General features: G+C 67.6%; 19 protein-coding genes. 7 read left to right on the top strand and 12 right to left on the bottom strand.

What is annotated here, in order from left to right:
• Positions 1-113: 113 nt before the first annotated feature.
• Together G9V96_RS14215 and G9V96_RS14210 are read right to left on the bottom strand one after the other, a co-directional pair.
• Entirely contained in the window at positions 114-2,015 is a 1,902-nt protein-coding gene (locus tag G9V96_RS14215; protein WP_168583620.1) for a propionyl-CoA synthetase, read from the bottom strand.
• 207 nt (positions 2,016-2,222) lie between these two features.
• The gene (locus tag G9V96_RS14210) at positions 2,223-2,714 is read right to left on the bottom strand and encodes a hypothetical protein (protein ID WP_168583619.1); all 492 of its coding nucleotides are present in this window, start codon (positions 2,712-2,714) and stop codon (positions 2,223-2,225) included.
• Between the two features lie 157 nt (positions 2,715-2,871).
• On the opposite strand from G9V96_RS14210, the gene G9V96_RS14205 reads away from it, so the two are divergent.
• Positions 2,872-3,954 (top strand): LOG family protein, encoded by a 1,083-nt coding sequence (locus G9V96_RS14205; RefSeq protein ID WP_168583618.1) that lies wholly within the window; start codon positions 2,872-2,874, stop codon positions 3,952-3,954.
• On the opposite strand, the gene rlmN is transcribed toward G9V96_RS14205, so the two are convergent.
• From rlmN to pyrH, 5 genes are all read right to left on the bottom strand, one after another.
• Positions 3,943-5,178 (bottom strand): 23S rRNA (adenine(2503)-C(2))-methyltransferase RlmN, encoded by a 1,236-nt coding sequence (gene rlmN / locus G9V96_RS14200; RefSeq protein ID WP_168583617.1) that lies wholly within the window; start codon positions 5,176-5,178, stop codon positions 3,943-3,945. The genes G9V96_RS14205 and rlmN overlap by 12 nt on opposite strands.
• A 115-nt stretch (positions 5,179-5,293) precedes the next feature.
• Complete coding sequence (locus tag G9V96_RS14195; protein WP_168583616.1) at positions 5,294-6,142, bottom strand: phosphatidate cytidylyltransferase; 849 nt, start codon at positions 6,140-6,142, stop codon at positions 5,294-5,296.
• Between the two features lie 28 nt (positions 6,143-6,170).
• Positions 6,171-6,728 carry a ribosome recycling factor gene (frr, locus tag G9V96_RS14190; protein WP_168583615.1) on the bottom strand — a complete coding sequence of 186 codons (558 nt, stop codon included), beginning with the start codon at positions 6,726-6,728 and terminating at the stop codon, positions 6,171-6,173.
• 29 nt (positions 6,729-6,757) lie between these two features.
• Positions 6,758-7,288, bottom strand: a complete 531-nt coding sequence (locus G9V96_RS15415; RefSeq protein ID WP_404861423.1) for a relaxase domain-containing protein — start codon at positions 7,286-7,288, stop codon at positions 6,758-6,760.
• A complete protein-coding gene (gene pyrH, locus G9V96_RS14185) occupies positions 7,224-7,949 on the bottom strand; it encodes a UMP kinase (protein ID WP_168584059.1) in 726 nt (241 codons plus the stop codon). Before pyrH ends, G9V96_RS15415 begins: the two co-directional genes overlap by 65 nt.
• A 145-nt stretch (positions 7,950-8,094) precedes the next feature.
• Here pyrH and G9V96_RS14180 point away from each other — a divergent pair, with 145 nt between their 5' ends.
• Positions 8,095-8,976 (top strand): alpha/beta fold hydrolase, encoded by an 882-nt coding sequence (locus G9V96_RS14180; RefSeq protein ID WP_168583614.1) that lies wholly within the window; start codon positions 8,095-8,097, stop codon positions 8,974-8,976.
• Between the two features lie 319 nt (positions 8,977-9,295).
• On the opposite strand, the gene tsf is transcribed toward G9V96_RS14180, so the two are convergent.
• Positions 9,296-10,129 (bottom strand): translation elongation factor Ts, encoded by an 834-nt coding sequence (gene tsf, locus G9V96_RS14175; RefSeq protein WP_168583613.1) that lies wholly within the window; start codon positions 10,127-10,129, stop codon positions 9,296-9,298.
• Positions 10,130-10,157: 28 nt separating this feature from the next.
• Positions 10,158-11,198: a 30S ribosomal protein S2 gene (rpsB, locus tag G9V96_RS14170; RefSeq protein WP_168583612.1), complete on the bottom strand. Its 1,041-nt coding sequence runs from the start codon at positions 11,196-11,198 to the stop codon at positions 10,158-10,160.
• A gap of 304 nt (positions 11,199-11,502) precedes the next feature.
• On the opposite strand from rpsB, the gene G9V96_RS14165 reads away from it, so the two are divergent.
• Positions 11,503-12,696 carry an aminotransferase class I/II-fold pyridoxal phosphate-dependent enzyme gene (locus G9V96_RS14165; RefSeq protein WP_226913335.1) on the top strand — a complete coding sequence of 398 codons (1,194 nt, stop codon included), beginning with the start codon at positions 11,503-11,505 and terminating at the stop codon, positions 12,694-12,696.
• Positions 12,697-12,810: 114 nt separating this feature from the next.
• Positions 12,811-13,368 carry a M23 family metallopeptidase gene (locus G9V96_RS14160; RefSeq protein WP_168583611.1) on the top strand — a complete coding sequence of 186 codons (558 nt, stop codon included), beginning with the start codon at positions 12,811-12,813 and terminating at the stop codon, positions 13,366-13,368.
• Here G9V96_RS14160 and G9V96_RS14155 read toward each other — a convergent pair.
• Positions 13,365-14,168 (bottom strand): DUF3152 domain-containing protein, encoded by an 804-nt coding sequence (locus tag G9V96_RS14155; RefSeq protein WP_226913334.1) that lies wholly within the window; start codon positions 14,166-14,168, stop codon positions 13,365-13,367. The genes G9V96_RS14160 and G9V96_RS14155 overlap by 4 nt on opposite strands.
• 78 nt (positions 14,169-14,246) lie before the next feature.
• Complete coding sequence (locus tag G9V96_RS14150; RefSeq protein ID WP_168583610.1) at positions 14,247-15,179, bottom strand: tyrosine recombinase XerC; 933 nt, start codon at positions 15,177-15,179, stop codon at positions 14,247-14,249.
• Positions 15,180-15,889: 710 nt separating this feature from the next.
• Between G9V96_RS14150 and G9V96_RS14145 the strand changes: the two genes are divergently transcribed.
• Both G9V96_RS14145 and G9V96_RS14140 read left to right on the top strand, forming a co-directional pair.
• Positions 15,890-16,708, top strand: coding sequence for a PhzF family phenazine biosynthesis protein (locus G9V96_RS14145; RefSeq protein WP_168583609.1), 819 nt, complete (start codon positions 15,890-15,892; stop codon positions 16,706-16,708).
• 456 nt (positions 16,709-17,164) lie between these two features.
• Positions 17,165-17,773: a class I SAM-dependent methyltransferase gene (locus G9V96_RS14140; RefSeq protein ID WP_168583608.1), complete on the top strand. Its 609-nt coding sequence runs from the start codon at positions 17,165-17,167 to the stop codon at positions 17,771-17,773.
• Between the two features lie 200 nt (positions 17,774-17,973).
• On the opposite strand, the gene G9V96_RS14135 is transcribed toward G9V96_RS14140, so the two are convergent.
• The gene (locus tag G9V96_RS14135; protein WP_168583607.1) at positions 17,974-21,657 is read right to left on the bottom strand and encodes an ABC transporter ATP-binding protein; all 3,684 of its coding nucleotides are present in this window, start codon (positions 21,655-21,657) and stop codon (positions 17,974-17,976) included.
• A gap of 105 nt (positions 21,658-21,762) precedes the next feature.
• On the opposite strand from G9V96_RS14135, the gene G9V96_RS14130 reads away from it, so the two are divergent.
• Positions 21,763-23,133 (top strand): MFS transporter, encoded by a 1,371-nt coding sequence (locus G9V96_RS14130; RefSeq protein ID WP_168583606.1) that lies wholly within the window; start codon positions 21,763-21,765, stop codon positions 23,131-23,133.
• Positions 23,134-23,137: the final 4 nt, after the last annotated feature.

Raw genomic sequence — 23,137 nt, 5'->3', positions numbered from 1 at the left:
CTCCCCACGAGCACGTTGCGTGCGGGACCCGGACACGACCAGCAGGGGTCGTCCACCACCGTGGACGACCCCTGCTGATCTGTACGCGCGGGCCGGTCAGGGCGCGCCCGCAATCACTCCTTACGCAGCACCGAGCGCAGCGAGTCCAGCACCGAGGGGTCCTCAATGGTGCTGGGCACCTGGGCTTCTTGGCCGTCGGCCATCTGCCGCATGGTCTTGCGCAGGATCTTGCCCGAGCGGGTCTTGGGCAGGGCGACCACGACGTCGACGAGTTTGAGGGCCGCGACCGCGCCCACCTCGTTACGCACCCGCTCGACGAGTTCCTTGCGCAGTGTCTCGGCCGCAGCCTCGTCCGAGACGTCGATCCCGGATTTGAGCACGACGAGCGCCCGCGGGATCTGGCCCTTCATCTGGTCGGCGACACCGATGACCGCGCACTCTGCCACGGAGGGGTGCCCGGCCAGGGCAGCCTCGATGGAACCGGTGGAGAGGCGGTGACCGGCGACGTTGAGCACGTCGTCGGTGCGACCCATCACGTAGACGTAGCCGTCCTCGTCGATGTAACCACCGTCGCCGGTGAGGTAGTAGCCCTCAAAGGCCGACAGGTAGGAGCTGACGTACCGGTCGTCGTCGCCCCACAGCGTCGGCAGGGTGCCGGGCGGCATCGGCAGCTTGATCGCGATCGAGCCCTCGGTACCTGCCGGGACCTGGTTGCCCTGGTCGTCCAGGATCTGCACGTCATAGCCCGGCGTCGGCACGCTCGGCGAGCCCGGCTTGATCGGCAGTTCCTCGATCCCGACCGGGTTCGTCGCAATCGGCCAGCCCGTCTCGGTCTGCCACCAGTTGTCGATCACCGGGATGCCCAGCTTCTCGGTGGCCCACTTGTAGGTCTCCGGGTCCAGGCGCTCACCGGCCAGGAAGAGCCGGCGCATGCTGGAAATGTCGTACTTGGCGACCTCGGCCGCTTCCGGGTCTTCCTTCTTGATGGCCCGGATCGCCGTCGGCGCCGTGAACAGTGAAGCGACCTTGTATTTCTCCACGACGCGCCAGAACGCGCCCGCGTCCGGGGTGCCGATCGGCTTGCCCTCGTACACGATGGTCGTCGCACCGGCCAGCAGCGGCGCGTACACGATGTAGGAGTGGCCCACCACCCAACCGACGTCGCTGGCAGCCCAGAACACCTCGCCCGGCTCGATCCCGTACAGGTTCTTCATCGACCAGGTCAGGGCGACGGCGTGTCCGCCGTTGTCCCGAACGATGCCCTTGGGCTTACCCGTGGTGCCGGAGGTGTAGAGCACGTACAGCGGGTCGGTGGCCTTGACCTCGACGCACTCGGCAGGCTCGACCACGCCGGGTTTCATGACCTCGTCCCAGTCGAGGTCGTTCTCGCCCATCTCGGCGGTGACTTGCTCGCGCTGCAGGATGACGCAGCGATCCGGCTTGTGGCTCGAACGTGAGATCGCCTGGTCCAGGAACGGCTTGTACGGGATGGTGCGCGAAGGCTCGATACCGCACGAGGCCGCGACGATGACCTTGGGCGCAGCGTCTTCGATGCGGGCGGCGAGCTCGGCTGGGGCGAACCCCCCGAACACCACGGAGTGGATCGCGCCGAGCCGAGCGGTGGCCAGCATGGCGATGAGCGCTTCGGGCACCATCGGCATGTAGATGACGACCCGGTCACCCTTCTGCACGCCCAGCGAGCGCAGCACACCCGCAAAGCGGGAGACCAGCTCCAGCATCTGCGCATAGGTGTAGCTGCGCGAGGCACCCGTGACTGGGCTCTCGTAGTGAACAGCAGCCTGCTCACCTCGCCCGGCAGCCACGTGCCGATCCAGGGCGTTGAAGCAGGTGTTCATCGTTCCATCGGCGTACCACCGATAGAACGGCGGACGGGAGTCGTCCAAGGTGGTGGTAGGTGGGTGAATCCAGTCGACGCCGCTCGCGACGTCGGCCCAGAAGGCCGCTGGATCGTTACTGCTGCGGTCGTGGACTTCGCGGTAGGCGCCATTGCTCATAGTGCCTATCTTGACGCCCACAAGGTCCGCTGTGGAGGGTTGCGGCCCCCTCAGCCTTGCAGAAGGGCGAAACAGACCACCGAGCGGTCGCCCCGGGAGCCGGCGCGGGCCCCTGTACCCGCGCCGGCAACCCCGAGGTCCATCCGGGCCTCGGCCCGAATGGCCGCCTTCCGGCCGTTAAAACGGCTGGGGCGGCGGGTCAATGCGTCACTGGCAGCTCAGTCGCAACGAGCGCAGGACGGAGGGTGGTGCAATATCGCAGCCGACCCCGTCGGTGCCGAGGTCCGCGACCTGCCAGCGCGCCGGGCGCCCAGTGCGGTGCAGAACGACGGTGGCCGGATCGAGTTCGGCGGTGGAACTGGGCACCAACGTGGCGCGGGCCCAGTCAGCTCCGGCCAGGCGGACGCCCCGCACTCGGTAGGCATTGGCCGGCACCAGGGAGGTCTCCTCGCTGGTGGTAATGGCGCGGGTGATGCTGCGCAGAGTGGTCGCCGACACCTTCACCGGACGCTTGGTCACCCGATGCGGCGTCACCGGCGACGAGGTAGGCCGCTTGGCCGAGACTGGCTGTGGCACCGCGGTGGCGCGCTGCGATGTGGGCGAAGGCGCCGCTGCCGCGTGCGAAACGCCGGGCAGAACGCCCACCGCAAGCAGAACAGTGGCGGTAGCTGCCGCTGATCGGCGCCTCAACCCAGACATGTTTTTCCCTCCCTTGCGAGACCTCCCCCGATCGGGCCTCGTCCCTACAAAAACTATGGTCCGCCTGTACCTGCGCTTTGGAAACCAGGACGGGCACCCACCACGGTCACGAATGGATGACGTTCCCGTCGCAGCCGGGACACGGCATCATTGAGCGATGGAGATCGAGGCTCCCGAGCAACTTCGCGCACGTCTGGAAGCCGGCGCCTCGCTGGCTGGCGCCCGCTTCCAGAACCTGGATCTGGGTGCGTTCGAAGAGGCGCTGCTGGCCCGCGACGACCTCGAGGGCCTCATCGTGCTGGGCGGATCGCTCAGCCACCGGTTGGCCGCACACCTCACTTCGCACCGCGCCCTCGTCTTCCCGGCCGCCCCGCACGCCCCGGTCAATCCCTACCGGGAGTCGCTCTACACCCCCGAAGAGCTCTACGACCCCATCGAGAAGGGGTACGCCGCGACCATCGACGGTCAGGCCTACGCATGGAGCAGGGCAGCCGACAACGCTCATGACGCCTACATCTCGCTGCTGCAAGCCGCCCATGACGTCTCGATCACCGACGCCCTGGATGAGTGGATCGCCGGGGCCCCGGTGGTGGGCGTGATGGGCGGGCACGCACTGCGCCGCGGCAGCCGGGACTACGCCCAAGCGGCCCACCTGGCGCACCGGCTGGCCCGCCACGGGCTCGTGGTGGCCACCGGCGGCGGTCCTGGTGCGATGGAGGCCGCCAACCTCGGCGCGTTCGCCGGCACGCCGCAAGATCTGGACTCCGCGCTCGCGCAGCTGGCCGCCGTACCCGGTTTCGAACCCAGCATCGATGACTGGGTAGTGGTGGCCCTGGCAGCGCGAGAACGGCTGCTGCAGTCGGGGGCGGCCGAAGATCGCAGCGTCGGCATCCCGACCTGGTTCTACGGGCATGAACCCCCGAACGTGTTCTGCAACGCCATCGCCAAGTTCTTCTCCAACGCGCTGCGCGAAGACGGCTTGCTCGCCAGATCCAGCGCCGGTGTGGTCGTCCTGCCCGGAGCGGCCGGAACGGTGCAAGAGATCTTTCAGGCTGTCACCCCGCGTTACTACAGCGACGCCGACGATGTGCCCGCGCTGGTGCTCGTCGGCCGCGAACACTGGACCCAGACCGTGCCGGTGTGGCAGGCGTTGGAAGCCCTCGGCCACGAGCGCGCACTCGGGCGGGCCGTGCGGCTCGTGGACGGGTTGGAAGAGGCAGCGGTGGCGCTAGGCGCCTGAGGCCGGCTGCTCCCCCGAGGTGGCGGCTGCGAGTTGCCCGCACGCTCCATCGATGTCCGAACCGCGGGTATCGCGGACCGTTGTCGGGATGCCATGCGCCCGTAGCCGTTCGACGAACTGCTGCATAACCCCGGGGCGGGATGCGGTCCATTTGCTGCCCGGGGTCGGGTTGAGCGGGATCGGGTTGACATGCACCCAGCCGGCGCCGCGAGCGCTCAGCGCCTTGCCGAGCAGATCGGCCCGGAAAGCCTGGTCGTTGATGTCGCGGATCAGGGCGTACTCGATGGAGACACGGCGACCGGTGGCATCGAAGTACCGGCGAGCCGCGTCCAACGCCTCGTCGACCTTGTAGCGGTTGTTGATCGGGATCAGTTCGTCCCGTAGTTCGTCATCGGGAGCGTGCAGGCTCAACGCCAGGGTGACCGGGATCCCCTCGGCTGCCAGCCGGTCGATACCCGGAACCAGGCCCACGGTCGACATCGTGATGCCGCGCGCCGACATGCCCAGGCCTTCCGGAGCGGGCGCCACCATCCGTCGGATGGCCTCCACCGCGCGCCGGTAGTTGACCAGGGCCTCCCCCATCCCCATGAAGACAACGTTGCTGACCCGGGTCGGGCCGGTGGGGGCCGGTTCCTCGTCGGGGCTGTCGAAAGCGCCGACGTCGCTACCGGCGGCCGCTTGGTCGACCTGGCCGTCTCGCAGCATCCGGGAGGCCGCCACGACCTGTTCGACCATCTCGGCGGTGGACAGGTTACGGGTGAACCCTTCCTGCCCGGTCGCACAGAACGGGCAGTTCATCCCGCACCCGGCTTGGCTGGAGATGCAGACCGTCGCGCGGCGCGGATAGCGCATCAGTACCGACTCAACCAGCGCGCCGTCATGCAGACGCCAGACCGATTTCACGGTCGCCCCTGCGTCGGCACGCAGATGCCGCACGCCGGTCAGCAGCGGCGGCAGCATCGCCTCGACCAGCTCGCCACGCACCGCCTTGGGCAGGTCGGTCATCTGCTCGGGGTCGCTGCTCAGATGCTCGAAATAGTGTGTGGACAGCTGACGCGCCCGGAATTTCTTGTGCCCGAGTGCCTCCAAAGCGGCCGTACGACCAGCCATGTCGAGGTCGGCCAGGTGGGTCGGCGGCATCGGGTTGCCGGGCGCGGAGAAGGTCACCTGACCCGGGCCTGGACGGCGGCGCTGCAGACGAAGAGGTGTTCCAGAAGTGCTCATCACTTCCCATTCTCCCGCACAACGCCGTGGTGCTTGACCAGAGCCATATGACGCGCTGTCCCGCGCTCCACCCGGTCCCGCACTGCCAACGCCACGGCCGCGAGCGACCGGGGAGTCAGGCGGCGACCGGCACCAGGATCATCAGCAGCCACCAGGCGCCCGGCGCCGACACCAGCAGCGAATCAATCCGATCCATCAGGCCGCCGTGACCGGGCAGGAAATGACCCATGTCTTTGATGCCCAGGTCCCGCTTGAGCATCGACTCGGTGAGGTCACCCAGCGTCCCCAGCACCACGCAACTGAGGCCGAGCGCCACCCCGGCCCAGACCGAACCGTCAAGCAGCATCGGGACGCTGATCGCACCCGCCAGTAGACAAGTCGCTGCTGAGCCGGCGAAGCCCTCCCAGGACTTCTTCGGGCTCACCGAGGGTGCCATCGGGTGCTTACCGGCGAGCACGCCTACCGCGTAGCCGCCGATGTCGCTGCAGACGGTGACCAGGATGAACACGATCACCCGCCGGGAACCGTCCGGGTTGCCCAGCATCAGGCAGGAGAACGCGGCCAGGAACGGTGCGTAAGCGGCGACGAACACTCCGGCGGTGATGTCCCGGGCTGCACCGTCTATCCCGGCCACGCTGCGCCACAGGACGATCCCGAGCAAGGTGGCACCGAAAGCGAGCATCAGCGTGGTCGGACCGCCCAGATAGGCGCCGACCAGCATCGCGACGGTGCCGACCATCACCGGCGTCAGCGGCACCCGGAACCGCCCGGCGGCGAACCCCCGCGAGAGCTCCCACACCCCCAGCAGCAGGGCGGGCACAACCAGGGCCACCCACCCCCAGGGGACGATCAACAGGCTGGCCAGGACCAGCCCGCCCAGACCGACCCCCACTCCAATAGCCAGTGGGAGGTTACGCCCAGCTTTGCCCGGCGGTTTTGTTGTCGGCACGCTCGTCGAGGTCACGCGCGGCTCCTTCGTGCGGGGGCGTGGCTCACACCTGCAGGAGCTCGGCTTCCTTGCCCTTGAGCAACTCGTCCACCAGCTCGACGTGCTTCTTGGTCAGGGCCTCGAGTTCCTTCTCGGCGCGAGCGCCCTCATCCTCGCCGACGCCACCGTCCTTGACCGCCTTGTCGATCTGGTCCTTGGCGCTGCGGCGGATGTTGCGCAGGGAGATCTTGGCGTCCTCGCCCTTGCGGTGCGCCATCTTGATGTAGTCCTTGCGGCGGTCCTGGGTCAGCTCGGGCAGGATGCACCGGATGGCGTGCCCGTCGTTGCTGGGGTTCACGCCCAGGTCGGAGTCGCGGATGGACTTCTCGATCTCGGCCATCGACCCCTTGTCGAAGGGCGTGATGAGCATGGTGCGGGCTTCAGGGGTCTGGAACGAGGCCAACTGCTGCAGCGGGGTCGGCGCACCGTAGTAGTCGACGAGCAGCTTGCTGAACATCGCGGCGTTCGCGCGGCCGGTGCGAATGGAGGCAAAGTCCTCCTTGGCCACCTCAATGGCCTTTTCCATTTTCTCTTCGGCCTCGAACAGCGTCTCGTCCAACATGGCGATTGCCTTTCACCGTCGTCGTATGGCTACAGCCTGCGCCTGATGGCCGGCGGCTGCGTGCGGGTACCCGTGCGGGTGGACCCTATGTTCTCAGACGATCGTCTCATCTGTTCACCAGCGCCACGGCTGCCGCGCAATGCCTTGTTGTCGGCTCTGGCGACCGCGCCTTCTCCCCGTGACCTGCCCACCACGACCCACCACGCGCGCCTGCGTCGCGGCCTCGTGCTCGGCCTGCGATTCCCCGACGCCCGCAGCAACGACGCCGCCTTCGGCGCCGACACGGTCAAGTCCCACCCAGGCAACCCGTCCTCGCGGGCCTTCGCCCCCAAGACCTCACCCGAGGGAGCTGTCGGCAACTGCGAAAACCACGCCTCAGCCTGCCCACGGGAGACCTCCTGCCACGCCACAAACCCCAGACGCGCCGCGCACCTGGACGCCGGGGGGGCACTACCCGCTACCCACGGGCCGCCCCGCCCAGGCGCCGGGTTCTGCTCAGTCGGAGAAGACCTCAGTGCCGAGCAGTTCCCCGCGCAGCGCGCGGGAGATGGTGGAGTCACCTTGCATGGCGAAGACGACCATCGGCAGGCCGTTCTCCATGCACAGGCTGAACGCGGCGGCGTCCACGACCTTGAGCCCCTCGGACAGTGCTTGGCTGTAGGAGACCCGGTCGAGCTTCTTCGCGTCGGGGTTGGTGCGCGGGTCAGCGTCGTAGACGCCGTCCACACCGTTCTTGCTCATCAGGACCGCGTCGCAACCGATCTCCAGCGCGCGCTGCGCCGAGACGGTGTCGGTGGAGAAGTACGGCATCCCGGCGCCGGCACCGAAGATGACGACCCGCCCCTTGTCGAGGTGGCGCATGGCACGGCGCGGGATGTAGGGCTCGGCAACCTGGCCCATCGTGATGGCGGTCTGGACGCGGGTGTCAATGCCCTCCTTCTCGAGGAAGTCCTGCAGCGCCAGGCAATTCATCACCGTGCCCAGCATGCCCATGTAATCGGCACGGGCCCGCTCCATGCCCTTCTGCTGCAGTTCGGCGCCACGGAAGAAGTTGCCGCCGCCGACGACGACCGCTACCTCTACCCCCGCGCGCACCGCCTCCGCGATCTGCTGGGCGATACCGCGGACCACCTCAGGTGCGACACCCATGGACCCGCCACCGAAAGCCTCGCCCGACAACTTCAGCAGTACGCGCTTGTAGCTGCGCGTGCTCGCAGACATCTCACTCACGGGGTACTCCTCCTGGGGTTTGCGACAGCTGAAGAATTCGGCTCATCGTCCCACCGCCTACGGCCTCACCCAAACGCGGCCTGCACAAAGGGTGACAAATATCGCCTTGTCAGGATTTCTCGCGCAGGATGGCCGGATGAGTCGTCTCCGCCAGTTCACCCGCGACAAACTGCAGTTCGATGTCCTGGACGCCGGCCCGCTGCACGGCACCCCCGTCGTGCTCCTGCACGGCTTCCCCCAGGACGCTACGGCCTGGTCGGAGGTGACCTCCCGCCTCGCCACGGCCGAGCTGCGGACGCTGGCGCCGCACTTACGGGGGTACTCCCCCGGCGCCCGACCGACCGAGCGCTCCGCCTACCGACTCTCAGTGCTGGTCGGCGATGTGGTGGCGCTGCTGGATGCTGCAGGCCTGGAGAAGGCGCACCTGGTCGGGCACGATTGGGGCGGCGGTCTGGCGTGGGCTACCGCTGCCCGCCAACCGCACCGGGTGGCCAGCCTGACGGTCCTGTCCACCCCGCACCCGGCAGCCATGGCGTGGGCGGCGCGACACTCCACGCAGGCGTTGAAGAGTTGGTACATGCTCGCGATGCAACTTCCAGTCCTGCCGGAAGTGGCGCTTCGACAGGCCGTCGCCGCCGGCGCGCTGAAACGGCTGGGGCTGCCCCCAGAGCACGCCGACGCCTACGCGCAACGTTTGTTGCAACCGGGCGCACTGACCGGTGCGGTGGGCTGGTATCGGGGGATGCTGGCCGCATCACCGAACCGGCCGTCGCGGATGCGATTGAAGAAGGGCTCCCCTGCTGCCCCGGCTACCCGGCCATCCAGCAGCGGCGACATCACGGTGCCGACGACCTATGTGTGGGGACGCCATGATCCCTATCTGGGCCGCGCCGCTGCCCTGCGGACGGCCCGTCACTGCACCGGCGACTACCGCTTCGTGCCCATTGAGGCCGACCACTGGCTACCGGAGAAACAGCCCGACCTCGTTGCGCGCGAAATCATCGCCCGCGCGCACTGAACAGGGCCCGCTTGCCGGGCCGTGCCCTGTCGGGGGCGCCGTGTGCGGGTGACCTCACCAGGGCCCAGCCCGCGCCTGTGGGCCACCGGTGTCGTACCCAGCGCCGATCCGCCGGGGCTCCGGGGTTCCTCCGGTCAACTGCGCCCTGACAGTCCGCGGTACCGCCGCCTGGGGCCCACAACCGCGCAGCGCGCCACAATCTCGTGGCGCCCGCGACCTGCTGACAACCCCCGCCCTGGTGAGGTCGACACCTGGCCCAGAACGCGTCGAACCCGCCGCCCCCATCAGGGGACGGCGGGTTCGCTAGACCTGAGTCAGATCAGTTGCTGCTACCGACGCGCAGCCGGGCGTAGCCCTTGGCCTCCGCGCCAGCCTCGGACAGAACCGCCTTGACCTGCTTCTTCTGGTCCTTGGCGAACTTCTGCTCCAAGAGGACGTTCTCGGCGAAGAAGCCGTTCACGCGACCCTCGACGATCTTGGGCAGTGCCTGCTCGGGCTTGCCCTCCTCGCGTGCGGTCTCCTCGGCGATGCGACGCTCGTTCTCAACCGTTTCGGCCGAGACCTCGTCGCGGGTGAGGACGGTCGGGCTGAACGCCGCAATGTGCATGGCGATGTCCTTGCCGACCTGCTCGTCGCCACCGTCGTAGGCGAACAACACACCGATCTGCGCAGGCAGGTCGGGGTTGGTCTTGTGCAGGTAAGAAACGACCTTGGGGCCCTCAACGCGAGCCACCCGGCGGACCTCGATCTTCTCACCGATGGTCGCGCTGGCCTCGTCCAGGATCTCCTTGATGGCCTTGCCCTGGTACTGCGAGGACATCAGCGTCTCGGCGTCACCGGCCTTGAGCTCGACAGCCGCGGCGAGCACCGTGGCAGCAAGCTCCTGGAACTTATCGCCCTTGGCCACGAAGTCGGTCTCGCAGTTGACCTCGACCAGGGTGCCCACGCCGTCTTCGACCTTGGAGGTGACCAGACCGTTGGAGGCGCTACGCCCCTCGCGCTTGGTCACACCCTTCAGGCCCTTGACGCGCAGGATCTCGGTGGCCTTGGCGCGGTCGCCATCGGCCTCGTCGAGTGCCTTCTTCACATCGAGCATGCCGGCACCGGTCTGCTCGCGCAGCGCCTTGATGTCAGCGGCGGTGTAGTTCGCCATGAAATCTCTCTTTTCCGTAGAGGGGAGGTCAGGCCTGGGCGGAGGCGTCGGAGCCTTCCTGCGCCTCGGCGACCGGAGCGGTCTCAGCAGCGGGAGCCTCTTCGACAGCGGCTTCAGCGGCCGGGGCCTCAACAGCGGGGGCCTCAACAGCGGGGGCCTCAGCGGCTGGGGCCTGCGCCTCGGGCGTCGGGGCGGCGTCGCTCGTGGGTGCCTCGGCACTCTCGGCCTCGACAGCCTGAGCCGACTCCGGAGCCTGCGTGGTCGCGAGCGGGGCGTCGCCCGTTGCGTTCTCGCCGGCCAGGAGCTCGCGCTCCCACTCAGCCATCGGCTCAGCCGGGGCGCCGCCGTCGACAGCGTTCTCGCCACCGGAGGTGCTCTGGCTGCGCGCCATCAGGCCCTCAGCCACAGCGTCTGCAACGACGCGGGTCAGCAGCGTGACGGAGCGGATCGCGTCGTCGTTGCCGGGGATCTTGTAGTCGACCTCGTCGGGGTCGCAGTTGGTGTCCAGGATCGCGATGACCGGCAGCTTGAGCTTGCGCGCCTCAGTGACGGCCAGGTGCTCCTTCTTGGTGTCGACGATCCACACCGCCGAAGGCACCTTGCTCATGTCGCGGATACCACCGAGGGTCTTCTCCAGCTTGTCCTTCTCGCGACGCAGGACGAGCAGCTCCTTCTTGGTGCGGCCAGAACCGGCCACATCGTCGAAGTCGACCTCTTCCAGCTCCTTCAAGCGCGACAGACGCTTGGAGACGGTGTTGAAGTTGGTGAGCATGCCACCGAGCCAGCGGTGGTTGACGTACGGCATCCCGACCCGCGTGGCCTGCTCGGCGACGGGCTCCTGGGCCTGCTTCTTGGTGCCGACGAACAGGATGGTGCCGCCGTGGGCGACGGTCTGCTTGATGAACTCGTACGCGTCGTTGATGTAGGTCAGCGACTGCTGGAGGTCAATGATGTAGATGCCATTGCGCTCCGTCATGATGAAGCGCTTCATCTTGGGGTTCCAGCGACGGGTCTGGTGCCCGAAGTGGACGCCGCTCTCGAGGAGCTGGCGCATGGTGACGACGGCCATGCCGTGTCTCCTTCGTCTCGTTTCCGGTTCTCACGAGGCCGCAGGTTGCGGGACTCGCGCCTAGCGCCTCGGACGTTGCCACCGGGTCTACCCGGACCTGGACAACGCACCCCGACACCAGCAGAACTTGCCCGTGGTATCGGTAGGAGACGCGCGAATTCCACTGCTGAGCCGGCACCCGAAGCGGTGAAGCATGCGGGCACAACGACACAACGGTGGTGTGCTCATCCTAGGCGCCTAGGCCGACCGAGGGAAATCGACCAGGTAAGCGGCGCATCGTGAGTGTGATCGCTAGCCTGCGGTGATGGAGCACGCAGCGCAATCGCCACTGATCGAGGCCATGCAGCCGTTCACGACGACGATTTTCTCCGAGATGAGCGCGCTCGCCGCGAGGCTCGGCGCCGTCAACCTCGGTCAGGGTTTCCCGGATGAGCAGGGCCCCGATGCCCTGGTCGAGGCCGCCTGCAAAGCGATCCGTGACGGGCACAATCAGTACGCACCAGGCACGGGGATTCCGCAGTTGCGCGAGGCGATCAGCGAGCATCAGCAGCGTTTTTACGGGTTGGACCTCGACCCCGCCCGCGAAGTCCTCGTCACCGTCGGCGCCACCGAGGCAGTCGCTGCGGCCATCCTGGCGTTGGTCTCCCCCGGCGACGAAGTCGTCACCTTCGCCCCGTACTTCGACTCCTACCCGGTGATGACGGCACGAGCCGGCGGGATTCTTCGCACCTGCCCGTTGAGCTTCCCGGACGGCGACTTCGACCGTGAGCGGTTGGCTGCGATTTTCAGCGACCGCACTCGCCTGGTGATTCTGAACACCCCGCACAACCCCACCGGCAAGGTCTTCTCCCGGGATGAGATGGAGTTCATCGCCGAGCTGGCGCTACGCCATGACGCGTGGATCCTCACCGACGAGGTCTACGAGCACCTCATCCTGGACGAGGCCGAACACATCCCGATGGCTTGCCTGGGGCAGGTGGCAGACCGCACCTTGACGGTTTCCTCGGCAGGCAAGACGTTCTCGATGACTGGCTGGAAAGTCGGTTGGGTAAGCGGGCCGGCCGCGGCGGTGGCCGCGGTGACTGCCGTGAAGCAGTTCCTCACCTTCACCGCCAGCGGGCCATTCCAGTACGCCGTGGCTGAGGGCCTGCGCCAACCGGTGCAGGCTTACAGCGAGCTCGCTTCTCGGCTACGGCGACGCCGTGACTTCCTGCGCGACTCGCTGCAGGGGCTGGGCCTGGCTACGAACAACCCGGCCGCCACGTATTTCCTGCTGGCCGACTTCGGCCCGCTCGGGGTGAGCGATGCGGCCGCCCAGATGCCGGAGTTTGCCGAGCGGGTAGGCGTGGTGGGGATCCCGGTGTCGGCCTTCCACTTGCCGCCACCCGAGGCGTACGTGCAGCCGCTGGTCCGGCTCGCGTTCTGCAAGCGTGATGAGGTGCTGCAGGAAGCCATGCGGCGACTGGGCACCGTTTCGGGCGCACCGCTGGGCTCCTAGGCTCCAGTATTCCGGGGCGGCTGCGTGTCCACAGCCCGGCACGCCGAAGACAGGGGCTCCACCTAGGCTGTGCACCCCCCGAGGCAGTCCTTACCGCAGCGCCAGGCTGGGGTCATGTTCCCGGTGGAGTTGACGTTCGCTTTCACGATGCTTTCGGCTGCTTCGGTGGTCGGCGGGGCTGCGCCGCTGGCCCCGGGGCCAGCCCCACCGCCAGCGGTGTCCGCCCCCGGCCCTTCCGGTGCTGGTTGGGTGGCGCCGGTGCCGGTGCACGTGCAACGCGAGTTCGCTCCCCCGTCCCAGCGTTGGCTCTCCGGGCACCGCGGGGTCGACCTGTCAGCCCCCATCGGCGCCCCGGTGCTGGCCGCTAGCGACGGGGTGGTCATCTTCGCCGGGACGCTGGCCGGACGCGGGGTGGTCTCGGTGGAGTATCGCTCTGCCGCCGGCGCGATCTATCGATCCAGTGTGGAGCCGGTGCAGCCGGCCGTGCGCACAGGTCATCGGGTGCGGGCGGGTGAGCGGCTGGGCGTGAGCACCCGATCCGAGCACTGCGAGAGCCCCTGTCTGCATTGGGGCGTTCGCCGTGATGGCGCCTATCTGAACCCGCTGGACCTGCTGGGTGGGCCGCGACGTGTCCGGCTGTTCCCGGTCTTGGTTCCCGCCCCAGCGGGTTAGCTGCCCGTCACCGGCCAGGGCGATGGGCGGCAACCACTCAGACGCAAGGTCTGCTGCAACATGACAGGCGCGGGGCGCCCGTTGCCTGGGCAACCCGCGTGGCTGTGGCCGAGCGAGTGTCCGACCTCATGACTGACCAGGTAGATGCGGTAGTTGTCCAGATCGTTCCCGTAGGTCTCAGCGCCGTTGACCCACCGCCAGGCGTTGATCATGACCTTGCCGTTCTTGTGGCAAGAGAGTCGCCCGTTGGTGCGCATCGGCGCACACATCCGGTCGACGTGGGTGGGGCTGGCGAACATGATCCGGATATCGGCCTGCTCACCCTTAGCGCGTTGTTCGGGCGAGACCGCGACGAAGTGCACACCGTCTTTGGTTTCCCATCCCCGCTTGTCGGTGAGGATCCGATGTGCTTGGGCGGGAAAGTCCCCGGCCGCCTCTTCGAGCCCGCCCTCTATTTCAATGGTGTAGCGCACCACTCGTCCGGTCCGGTCGCTGTCTGCACCGGGGATGTTCACCGGTGAGGTGCGGCCGGTGCCGGCGTCGGGAACGGCCGCTTTAGGGGTCGGGCTCGGCGGTGTCGTGTTCGACCCGGCTGTGCTGGCGGCCGTTGCGCTCTTCGTCCCGGAGGTGGCGGGCGAGGAGTTCGCCGCCGGGGTGGAGGCCGATGCCGAGTTTGTTACGGAGGCAGGCTGGCCTGAGTCTGCGTCTTGGGCGTTCGGTTCGGGTTGAGTGCTGCCGCACCCGGCGAGGAGGCCCATCGCGACGAGCGGCACCGCCCATCGCATGTGTGTGACTCTCATTTCAGCCCCTCGCTCTACTGCCCCGTTACTGCCTGGTCAAGAATGCCTGACTGCCACTTCGGGGCGATTGGCCGGGGGTCAGGCCCGCGGGTGGGCGCGCGCGTACGAGCTGCGCAAACGTTCTGTCGAGACGTGGGTGTAGATCTGGGTGGTGGACAGGCTGGCGTGACCCAGCAGTTCCTGGACGGTGCGCAGGTCCGCGCCGCCGTCGAGTAGGTGTGTTGCCGCCGAGTGACGCAGACCGTGCGGACCGATATCGCTGACTCCCCCGGAGCGCGCTGCTGCGTGCACGATCTCCCGTACTCGGCGCTGGTCCAGCCGCCCGCCCCGCACCCCGATGAACAGGGCGGCGCCGCTGCGCTCCCCCGCGAAGCGGGTTCGGCCGTGTTCCAACCAGGCCCGAACGGCGTCACGGGCGGGGATGCCGACGGGGACGGTTCGTTCCTTGGCGCCTTTGCCAAGCACCCGTGCCGTGCGTTCGGACAGGTCGACGTCGTCGATGTCGAGACCGACGAGTTCGCCGACCCGCACCCCGGTGCCGTAGAGCATTTCAAGGACGGCCTGGTCACGTAGGCGTAGCGCCAGTTCGTCGGGACCGGGCGGGGAGTTGGCGTCGTCCTGCCGGGTGCGGCCGGGGGCGGTGACCAGGTCGGCCGCCGCATCGGCGCGCAGCACGTTCGGCAATGTGCGGCCCCGACGCGGGGAGGCCAACCGGGCTCCGACGTCGCTGGCGAGGTGGCCGGTGTGGGCGGCCCACCTGGTGAAGGCGCGAGCCGAGGCGCCGCGCCGGGCGATGGAGCTGCGGGCCGAGCCGCGGGAGGCCCCCTGGGCGAGCCAACTGCGCAGGATCGGCAGGGTCAACCCCTGCGCATCGACCCCGCAAGCGGCGGCGTGTTCCAGGAGTGAGCGGACGTCGCCGAGATAGGCGCGCACGGTGTGTGGTGACCGGCTCCGCTCCAGGCTCAAGTAAGCCTCGAACTCGGCCAGCAGCTTCTCGTCCTGGGCACCCAACGAGGGCGCCGTTTCGGATGTTGCGCTGTCACCGCTGACCGGCGCCGCATGGGTGGCACGGGCGTCTTTGCTGGCATCGCCGGTTTCCTGACGGCCCTGGTCTGGCTCGATTTCCGCTCACCTCGTTTCGGGGATGCCCGTTCTCTAGCGCTGACTGCTTGCGCCTCCACTCTGGCAGCGATGACCCGATCTCGTGGCGGCGCCACGCGGCCGCTCGCCTACAGCCCCACACGGCGTTGCTGGGCACGCTGCGGCGGGGTGATGCCATCGCCCGGTAAGGCTCGGCGGGTTCGTGAGCGAGCCGTCCTTGTCGATCTCATCGCAGGCACCGGTCGCGGCTTCAGCTCCTAAGCCTCGCGCCGCCACAGTCGAGTCCAGCGGTGTCCGCAGTCGTAACCAGGTTGCTTGTCTGATCTCGCTGGTGGCCTCGATTCGGCTCGGAGCATCCAAGCGTGGTGCACCTGCGCGATGACCGCGCCAGCACCTGATCGAAGCCCGTTATTGTGTGCTGATGACCAGCGGTAACGCACCGCTGCCCAAGAACTACCTCGGCACGGGGATTGACCGCTGCCTGGTTCAGTAAAGAACAGACACGAGCCCGCAGGCGCCCGAGTGATCGAGACGATACGCGGCCACCGTTGAGGTGAGGTGCCCAGAACCAAGGCCGCGGGGCCAAGCCGCAAACCTGATGTGCAGAGTGGGGACCAGACATGGAGTTGTTCGAGGTCGATGTGTTCGAGACGGGGCCGTTCACTGGCAACCCGCTAGCCGTAATCGTCGAGGACGGCTCACTGACCAGCGATGAGATGCAGCGCATCGCCGCTTGGACGAACTTCTCCGAAACAACCTTCCTCACCTCTGCGAGCACAGCAGAGGCCGACTATGGGGTGCGCATCTTTACGCGGCACAAGGAGTTACCGTTCGCGGGACACCCGACGCTGGGGACGGCAAGGGCGTGGTTGGCAGCGGGCAACGCGCCACGCACGCCGGGCCTGCTCATCCAGCAGTGCGGCGCCGGGATGGTGCCGGTTCGAGTGGAGGGCGACAGCTTGGCGTTCGCCACCCCGCCACGCATCCAGACGGGGCCGCTACCGGAGTCGCTCGTGCAACGCATCGCAACCTCTCTCGGCCTTGGCCGGGAGGACATCGTCGCGCACGAGTGGGGAACGAACGGGCCGGTATGGCACCTGGTGCAGGTCCGCGATGCGGACACGGTGCGGAACTGCCGCATCGGCGCCGTTCCCGAGTACCTGCGCATCGGGATGGTCGGGTTGGAGCCTGCGGGGGCACCAACCGCGTACGAAGTCCGCGCGATCCTTCATGACGGTGAAGATCCAGTGACCGGAAGCCTGAACGGAGCCGCGGCCCAATGGCTCCGCGCCCGGGGCCTGGTGCCGAGCAGTTACCGCGTCGCTCAGGGTTGCCGAGTCGGCCGCAACGGACGGATCGATGTGCTCGACGACGGGAATGACATCTGGATCGGCGGACGAGCCACCGTCCGTGTCCGAGGTGTTCTCCTGACGGCGTGACTCCCCTGGCATCTAACAACCGGCCCAGTCCACCAGCTCGCAGGCGCTCAGTAAGTCTCGGCACTCGTCGCGGATCTGAAGCACAGCCTGGAAGTTGCACCTTCTAGAACAGAGCGGCGCCACCCTTCAACAGCGGCAGTTAAGGCAGCATGCGACATGAAACCGGCCCAATAGAGGTGCAACCGCCATCTCTCGTGCCTCGTCGCCAGATGGGAAGCACACCCCGGTGGAGGTACCGCATCTCAGGCTGAAGCGTCATGCAGTTCCGTGGCCCCGTGGGCACTCCCCCAACATGGCACGCTTGCGTGCGCCGGTTCGTGCCACGTTGCGGATGTTCCAGCTGGAGGGATGCGTCCGTGGTCAGGTTCGCGTGGAGCTAGCCCCTGTTCGTCGATGAGAACGGACTTCACCGGAGGCTAGCGAGCACACTGCGTTGCTCCACGTAGCCTCAGAGCCATGTCAGCCGACCGGACACGACGCGCATATTCCAGTCTGAGCGACACCTATATCGGCCTGTTTGGACACATCGAATCAGTCCTCCCCGCCGACAAAGCCTTCATCGCCGAGGCATTCCAAGGCGTGCATGCGCGGATCTTGGACGCTGGTTGCGGCCCTGGGCATCTCACCTTTTACCTACAGGACCTTGGGTATGAAGCGTCGGGCATTGACCTCGTCCCCGACTTCGTAGCCCACGCCCAGCAGGCTTATCCCATGGGGGACTTCTCCGTCGGAGACATCACCCGTATTGATGAGAGGGATCGAACCCTCGGCGGCGTCTTGGCCTGGTATTCCCTGATCCACATGACTGAGGCGGAGCTGGGGGCGGCCTTGGCGGAGTTCCGTCGGGTCCTGATACCAGGTGGGATTCTCGTTCTGGGTGCCTTTCATGCAGCCCAGTGCACGCCGTTCGCGCACAAGGTCACGCCAGCGATCGCCTTCTCCGAGGACGAGGTCAAGGCGCTCCTCAATCGCGCTGGCTTCGAGGTTGTCCGATGGGAGACGCGGGCGGCGACGACCGAGACCCGAGCGCACCTCGCCGTGGCCGCGGTGGCGCCTGTCGGCTGAGGCGTGGAGTCAACGCAGAACTCGCGGTCTCGAATGCCCGACCGAGGTGCGACCACCTGCCAAGGCCGTTGTCGTCGCTGGGCACGTTCATGGGCTACTGGGGCCCGGCGTCACGCCGCCATTGTTACCAGCGGCGCGGTCTTCATCTCCAGCGCCATGGGCAGGCGTCTGCTGTGTCCCCACCTCACTATTCGTGCGGATCAGTCGGTTACCGCGGCAGCGCTCTCCTGCGCGGCCCACAGGCGGCGGTACGTCGCGCTGGTCGTGAGCAGATCGTGATGCGGCCCGGTGGCCTCGATGCCGTCCTCGGACAGAACGACGATGCACTCGCTGGAGCGGACGGTGTTCAACCGGTGCGCGATCACGATCACCGTGCGCCCGGTGATCAGGGAGGACAGCGCGCGCTGAATGCGGACCTCGGTGCGCGGATCGACCGAGGCCACGGCCTCGTCCAGCAGCAGGATCGGAGCGTCCTTGGCCAGCGCCCGAGCGATCGAGAGTCGTTGCCGTTGACCACCGGAGAGGTTGCCGCCCGCCTCGTCGATCTGGGCGTCCAGCCCGCCGGGTAGCGCCGCGATGAACTCTGCCGCCTGTGCCGATTCCAGAACTGTCCACAGGTCCTGGTCGCTTACCTTCATGCCCATGGTGAGGTTCTCCCGAACGCTGGTCGGGAACAGGTACACATCCTGATAGACGGTCGTCACCTGCGCCGCCAGCCCGGTGGAGGTCAAGTCCCGCACGTCGGTGTCGGCGAAGAGCACCGCCCCGTCGTCGACGTCCCAGAAGCGGGCGACGAGGTTGGCCACCGTGGACTTGCCCGAGCCGGACGGCCCGACGAGCGCGGTCACTTCACCGGGTCGGGCCAGCATGTTGGCTCGGTCCAGGACTCGGTGCCCGTCGCGATAGGCGAAGCCCACATCGCGCAGTTCGACGCGCACCCCAGCTTCGCCGCCCTCCGGTGCGTCCAGATGCCCCTCCGGCAGGGGTTCGATGTCCCAGAGGCGGCCGATGTGTTCGGCGATCCGGGATTGCAGGTGGCGGTAGCTGGAGAGGTCGAGAAGCTCCTGGTAGGGCCGGTACAGACTCAGCGAGACGACCAGCATGAGCAGCGCCAGGGACTGCGGCAGTCCGCCGTCCAGATGACGCAGGCACACCACCCAGATCAGAGCCGCAAACCCCAGCTCCAGGGCAGCAGAGGCGACCGCGGTCAGGGGGCTGGTGCGAATGGCCATGGCGACGCTGCGTTGACGCAGTTCCTCGACGGTGGCGCGATATCGGCTGGCTTGCGGGGCGCTCGGGTTCGCCCGAAGCACCCCGGTGCCCTGGACGAACTCCAACAGGTCGCTACTGGCTTGGGCGCGCACGTGCATCACGTCGCCGAGCACGGTTTTCTCCACCCGGTCGGAGAACCATAGGAGGCCCCAGAACACTGGGACGCCCAGTAGCGCGGCAAGGGCTACCTGCCAGTCGAGGATGAACAGCACCAACGCCGCGAGGACCGGTTGGAAGAGGCCGACGATGAGTTTGGCCGGAAGGTTGATGAAGTCGACCAGGGCCAGGTCGGAGACCACGAGGGTCGCGGTTCGTCCGGTATCGAGTCGGTCGAACTCTCCCATCGGGATGCGTCGTAGATGCCCCAGCACCGAGCGACGCAACTGAGCCCAGGCCCGGTTCGCTTTGGGCCACCAGAGCGTGGCCAGGGCCACGCCGACCAGCCAACGCGCCAGGTAGATGCCCAGCAGCGCCAGACCGTATCGCCACCAGGCGCCAGCATCGGGTGCACCGTCGAGCACATCCAGCAGGGCCAGCGCCACCACGACGATGGGGGCGCTGGTGAGCAGGCCGTCGGCAATGATGAGCCACAACCCGCTCCGGAACAGGTCGCGGCGTTGGTGCCCCAGCAGTGCCAGCCACTGCCGCACGGGGTTCATGGCAACCAGTCCGCGTACCCGCGGCGTCTGGATGGGAGCATCGAGCAGTGGCGTGCTGGACGCCGCGCCCGGCTCGTGTACGGCCTGGTTCTTCAGGCCGGAGTCGGGAACCTCACGCAGCAATCCGGCCGCGGCCGGGACTGGCTCGTCGCGCATCGCGTGGAGCGGGTTCGTCGCCGCCGCGGTAGCGGTTGCAGACAGCTGCCAGCCTTGCGCGTCACGGTAATCGGACCACAGCTCGGCGTACTCGGGGCAGTCTCGCAGCATCTCCTCGTGCCGCGCGCAGTGCACGATCCGCCCGCCCGCCAGGTAGGCGACACGGTCGTAGTCGGCGATCGTGCCGAGCCGGTGGGCGACCGAGATCACCGTCGCGCTGGCTCGCAACTCGCGCACTGCCTCGCTGACTGCGGCCTCGCTGTCCGCGTCGAGGAAGGCGGTGGCTTCGTCGAGCAGGACCACGCGGGCCCCCTTGAGCAGAGCGCGCGCCACGGAGATCCGCTGCCGTTGCCCACCGGAGAGTTGTCCTCCCCCCGCAGGCAGCCGCGTCTGCCACCCCTGGGGGAGCTCGTGGACGAACTCGGTGACGCGGGCCCGATCTGCTGCCGTGACGACCTCTTCGTCGGTGGCCTCCGGCTTGGCCATCCGGATGTTCTCCATGAGCGTGTCGCCGAACAGATAGTCGTTCTGTTGGACGTAGGCCACCCGTCGCATGACCTCGCTGGGGTCCATCTCCCGGACGTCCACCCCACCGAGTTCCACAGACCCGCTGCTGACGTCGTAGAACCGGGCGATCAGGCTCAGCAAGGTGGACTTGCCCCCACCCGAGGGGCCGACCAATGCCAGCGAAGACACCTCTGGGATGTCGAGGTCGATGCCGCAGAGAACGTCAGGGCCGTCGTCCTCGTAGCGGAAGGAGACGTCGCGCAGCCGCAGGTCGAATCCGCTCGTCTGCCTCGGCTGCTCTGGAACGGGCAGGTCAGGCTCGTCCAGGATCTCGGCGATGTTCTTCAGCCCCGCCTCCACCTGGTATTGCAGCACGGCCAAGCTGATGAGCAGACCCATCAACGGTTGTGTGAACCCGGTGCCGACGAGCAGGAAGAACACCAGGCTCGCGGGACTGATGTAACCCTGGGCGGTGCACCACAGTCCCACCGGCAGGATGAAGAGGACCGGACTGGAGGACAACGCGGTACCTGCCACCGCCTGCCACTTGCCACGGGATTCCTTGCGGTTCTCGATGTCCTCCGTGGCCGCGATCGCGGCGTCGGTGGCGGCGTAGCTGGCATGTCCGGGCAGGAAACCCCGAAGGACCCGCATGCCGCGCAGGTAACAGATCACCGAGGTGTTGAGCTCGGCTTTGATCCTGGATTCCTGCTCGGCGAAACCGTTGGCGCGGCTGACTGCCCACGCGATGAGCAGCACTGTCACGACGACGACCAGCACGGCAGCCAGTCCGACCTGCCAACCCATCGTGAACATGAAGATGATGCTCGCCACCGGGACCGCGACCGCGGCGGCGATGTCGGGGATGGCATGGGACAGACCGAGCTCCAGTTGCTCGACGTCGTCCTGGAGGATCTTCTTCACGTGCCCTGAGCTGCGCGCCCGTACCCGCCCGAGAGGCATCCGCGCCAACCGCTGCGCCAAGGCCAAGCGCAGGTCGGCAAGGATGCGGTAGGCGGCCGCGTGCGAAACGCCGTTGGCCAGCGCCTTGAGCACCACCTTCGCGAGGACGGCCGCTGCCGCCCACAGGGCGTATCCGGCCAGCCGGGCCCGGTCCGGCTCCGTGCCCAGGAACAGTTCGGTCCCCACCAGGTACACGATGAAATAGGGGGCCAGGCCTGCCAGCGCTCCGGCCACGGCCAACAGGGCGCTACCGATCAGCGCAGCCTTGCGGCGCCCGATTATCTGGGAGAGACGCTGACGGCCATCGGGTGAGGTGGGGGCGGACATGGGCCTCCGATCCGGTTAGGCTTGCCTAACCTAAGCCTACCGCGCTGAGCTCCACCATCCTGCGAATCCCAGACACCACACCCTGCCGATCAGGAGCACCCGACGATGGCCTCGTCCACGTCCCCGCCGCCCGCCCCGACCGTGACGACGACCGGCCCCGGCGTGATGAGCCGCAACTCGCGGCTGCTGTTGATCGCCAGCCTCTACAGCACCCAGAACCTGTCGCTGGCTGCCTTCAACTACACCTTCCTCATCACCGCTCAAAAAGCAGGAGTGGGGCTCGAACTGATCGGCGCAGCGACCGGCATGGCGCTGATCCTGGTCCTGAAGTTCCTCTGGGCGCCGCTGGTGGATCGATATGGAATCCGCAAGCTCGGGCACTATCGCGGCTGGCTGATCGTCTGCCAGCTCGCGTTGACTGTCGGCGCTCTTGCCCTGGCCACCCTTGATCCAGGGCGCCACTTCCCCGTCATCTTGGCGATCTTTGCCGCGATCTTCGTATTTGCCGGCACCCAAGATGTCGCGGCCGACGCAACCGCTACTCGGCTGTTGGCCGCCGGTGAACGAGGCCTCGGCAACGGCATTCAGTCGGCCGGGAGTTCGGTCGCGCAGATCGTCGGCGGCGGCCTCCTGCTGGCCATCTCCGGCAGCTTGGGCTGGAGCGTGAGCATGCTCGTGCTCGCGGTGTTCAGCGCTCTGCCGTTGCCACTGGTACTGCGCTGGAACGAAGAGGGCACGACGGGTCACCTGCCACGTCCCCACGTGACTCCTGCGCAGATCCGCGGGTTCTTCACACAGCCGGGCGTGCTCCGCTGGGCCTTCGCAGTCATCCCGGCGTACATCATCGGCGGCACCGTGAGCTACAACCTGGTCCGCCCGGCGCTTGTCGAGGCCGGCTGGAGCCAGACTCGCCTCGGCACCATCGTCGTCATCGGCGGTGGCGCGGCTGGCATCCTGGCAGGCCTCGGCGCGGGCTGGCTCATCAGCCGCACCGCCCGCCGCCGTGCTCTGATCCTGCTCGGCGTGGTGCAGGTCATCGCCTGCGCCGCCACCATCGTGCTCTGCCTGCAACCTCGATCGGTGCCGATCGCGGTCGTGGTGACCCTGCTGTCCAGCGGCGGCTTCGCCGCCACGACCGCGGTTCTTTACACCATCGCGATGGACCTGACCCGCCAGGAGAGTTCCGGAACGGACTTCACGCTCTTCTCGGCGCTTGCTCAGATCGTCATGGTCGTCGGCAGCGGTATCGGGATCGCTTTGAGCGGCACGCTGGGCTTCACCACCGTCGCTGTCGCCGCCACGATCCTGGCCATCATCGGACTCTCGCTCGCCGCCTGGCTGGTCGGACCGGTCATCGAACGGGCGGATGAACTGAACAGGATCCGCGCCGCAGCCGAGCAGGCACCGGCTGCCCCGCACGGCTCGACTCCACCGCTCGGCACCGCGAAGACAGACCCCCTGGGTGGGGAGCGGTAAGGCC

Source organism: Gephyromycinifex aptenodytis, assembly GCF_012277275.1.
GTDB classification, from domain to species: Bacteria; Actinomycetota; Actinomycetes; order Actinomycetales; family Dermatophilaceae; genus Gephyromycinifex; species Gephyromycinifex aptenodytis.
Note: the sequence above shows the minus strand (reverse complement) of the source record. Positions and strands in the feature narration are given on the sequence as shown.

Coding starts and splice junctions, on each gene's coding strand:
- G9V96_RS14140 (WP_168583608.1), top strand. CDS start 17,165: ATGTCAGCCGACCGGACACGACGCGCATATTCCAGTCTGAGCGACACC.
- rlmN (WP_168583617.1), bottom strand. CDS start 5,178: ATGAGCACTTCTGGAACACCTCTTCGTCTGCAGCGCCGCCGTCCAGGC.
- G9V96_RS14165 (WP_226913335.1), top strand. CDS start 11,503: ATGGAGCACGCAGCGCAATCGCCACTGATCGAGGCCATGCAGCCGTTC.
- frr (WP_168583615.1), bottom strand. CDS start 6,728: ATGTTGGACGAGACGCTGTTCGAGGCCGAAGAGAAAATGGAAAAGGCC.
- G9V96_RS14160 (WP_168583611.1), top strand. CDS start 12,811: ATGTTCCCGGTGGAGTTGACGTTCGCTTTCACGATGCTTTCGGCTGCT.
- G9V96_RS14205 (WP_168583618.1), top strand. CDS start 2,872: ATGGAGATCGAGGCTCCCGAGCAACTTCGCGCACGTCTGGAAGCCGGC.
- tsf (WP_168583613.1), bottom strand. CDS start 10,129: ATGGCGAACTACACCGCCGCTGACATCAAGGCGCTGCGCGAGCAGACC.
- pyrH (WP_168584059.1), bottom strand. CDS start 7,949: ATGTCTGCGAGCACGCGCAGCTACAAGCGCGTACTGCTGAAGTTGTCG.
- rpsB (WP_168583612.1), bottom strand. CDS start 11,198: ATGGCCGTCGTCACCATGCGCCAGCTCCTCGAGAGCGGCGTCCACTTC.
- G9V96_RS14135 (WP_168583607.1), bottom strand. CDS start 21,657: ATGTCCGCCCCCACCTCACCCGATGGCCGTCAGCGTCTCTCCCAGATA.
- G9V96_RS14210 (WP_168583619.1), bottom strand. CDS start 2,714: ATGTCTGGGTTGAGGCGCCGATCAGCGGCAGCTACCGCCACTGTTCTG.
- G9V96_RS14215 (WP_168583620.1), bottom strand. CDS start 2,015: ATGAGCAATGGCGCCTACCGCGAAGTCCACGACCGCAGCAGTAACGAT.
- G9V96_RS14180 (WP_168583614.1), top strand. CDS start 8,095: ATGAGTCGTCTCCGCCAGTTCACCCGCGACAAACTGCAGTTCGATGTC.
- G9V96_RS14155 (WP_226913334.1), bottom strand. CDS start 14,168: ATGAGAGTCACACACATGCGATGGGCGGTGCCGCTCGTCGCGATGGGC.
- G9V96_RS14130 (WP_168583606.1), top strand. CDS start 21,763: ATGGCCTCGTCCACGTCCCCGCCGCCCGCCCCGACCGTGACGACGACC.
- G9V96_RS14145 (WP_168583609.1), top strand. CDS start 15,890: ATGGAGTTGTTCGAGGTCGATGTGTTCGAGACGGGGCCGTTCACTGGC.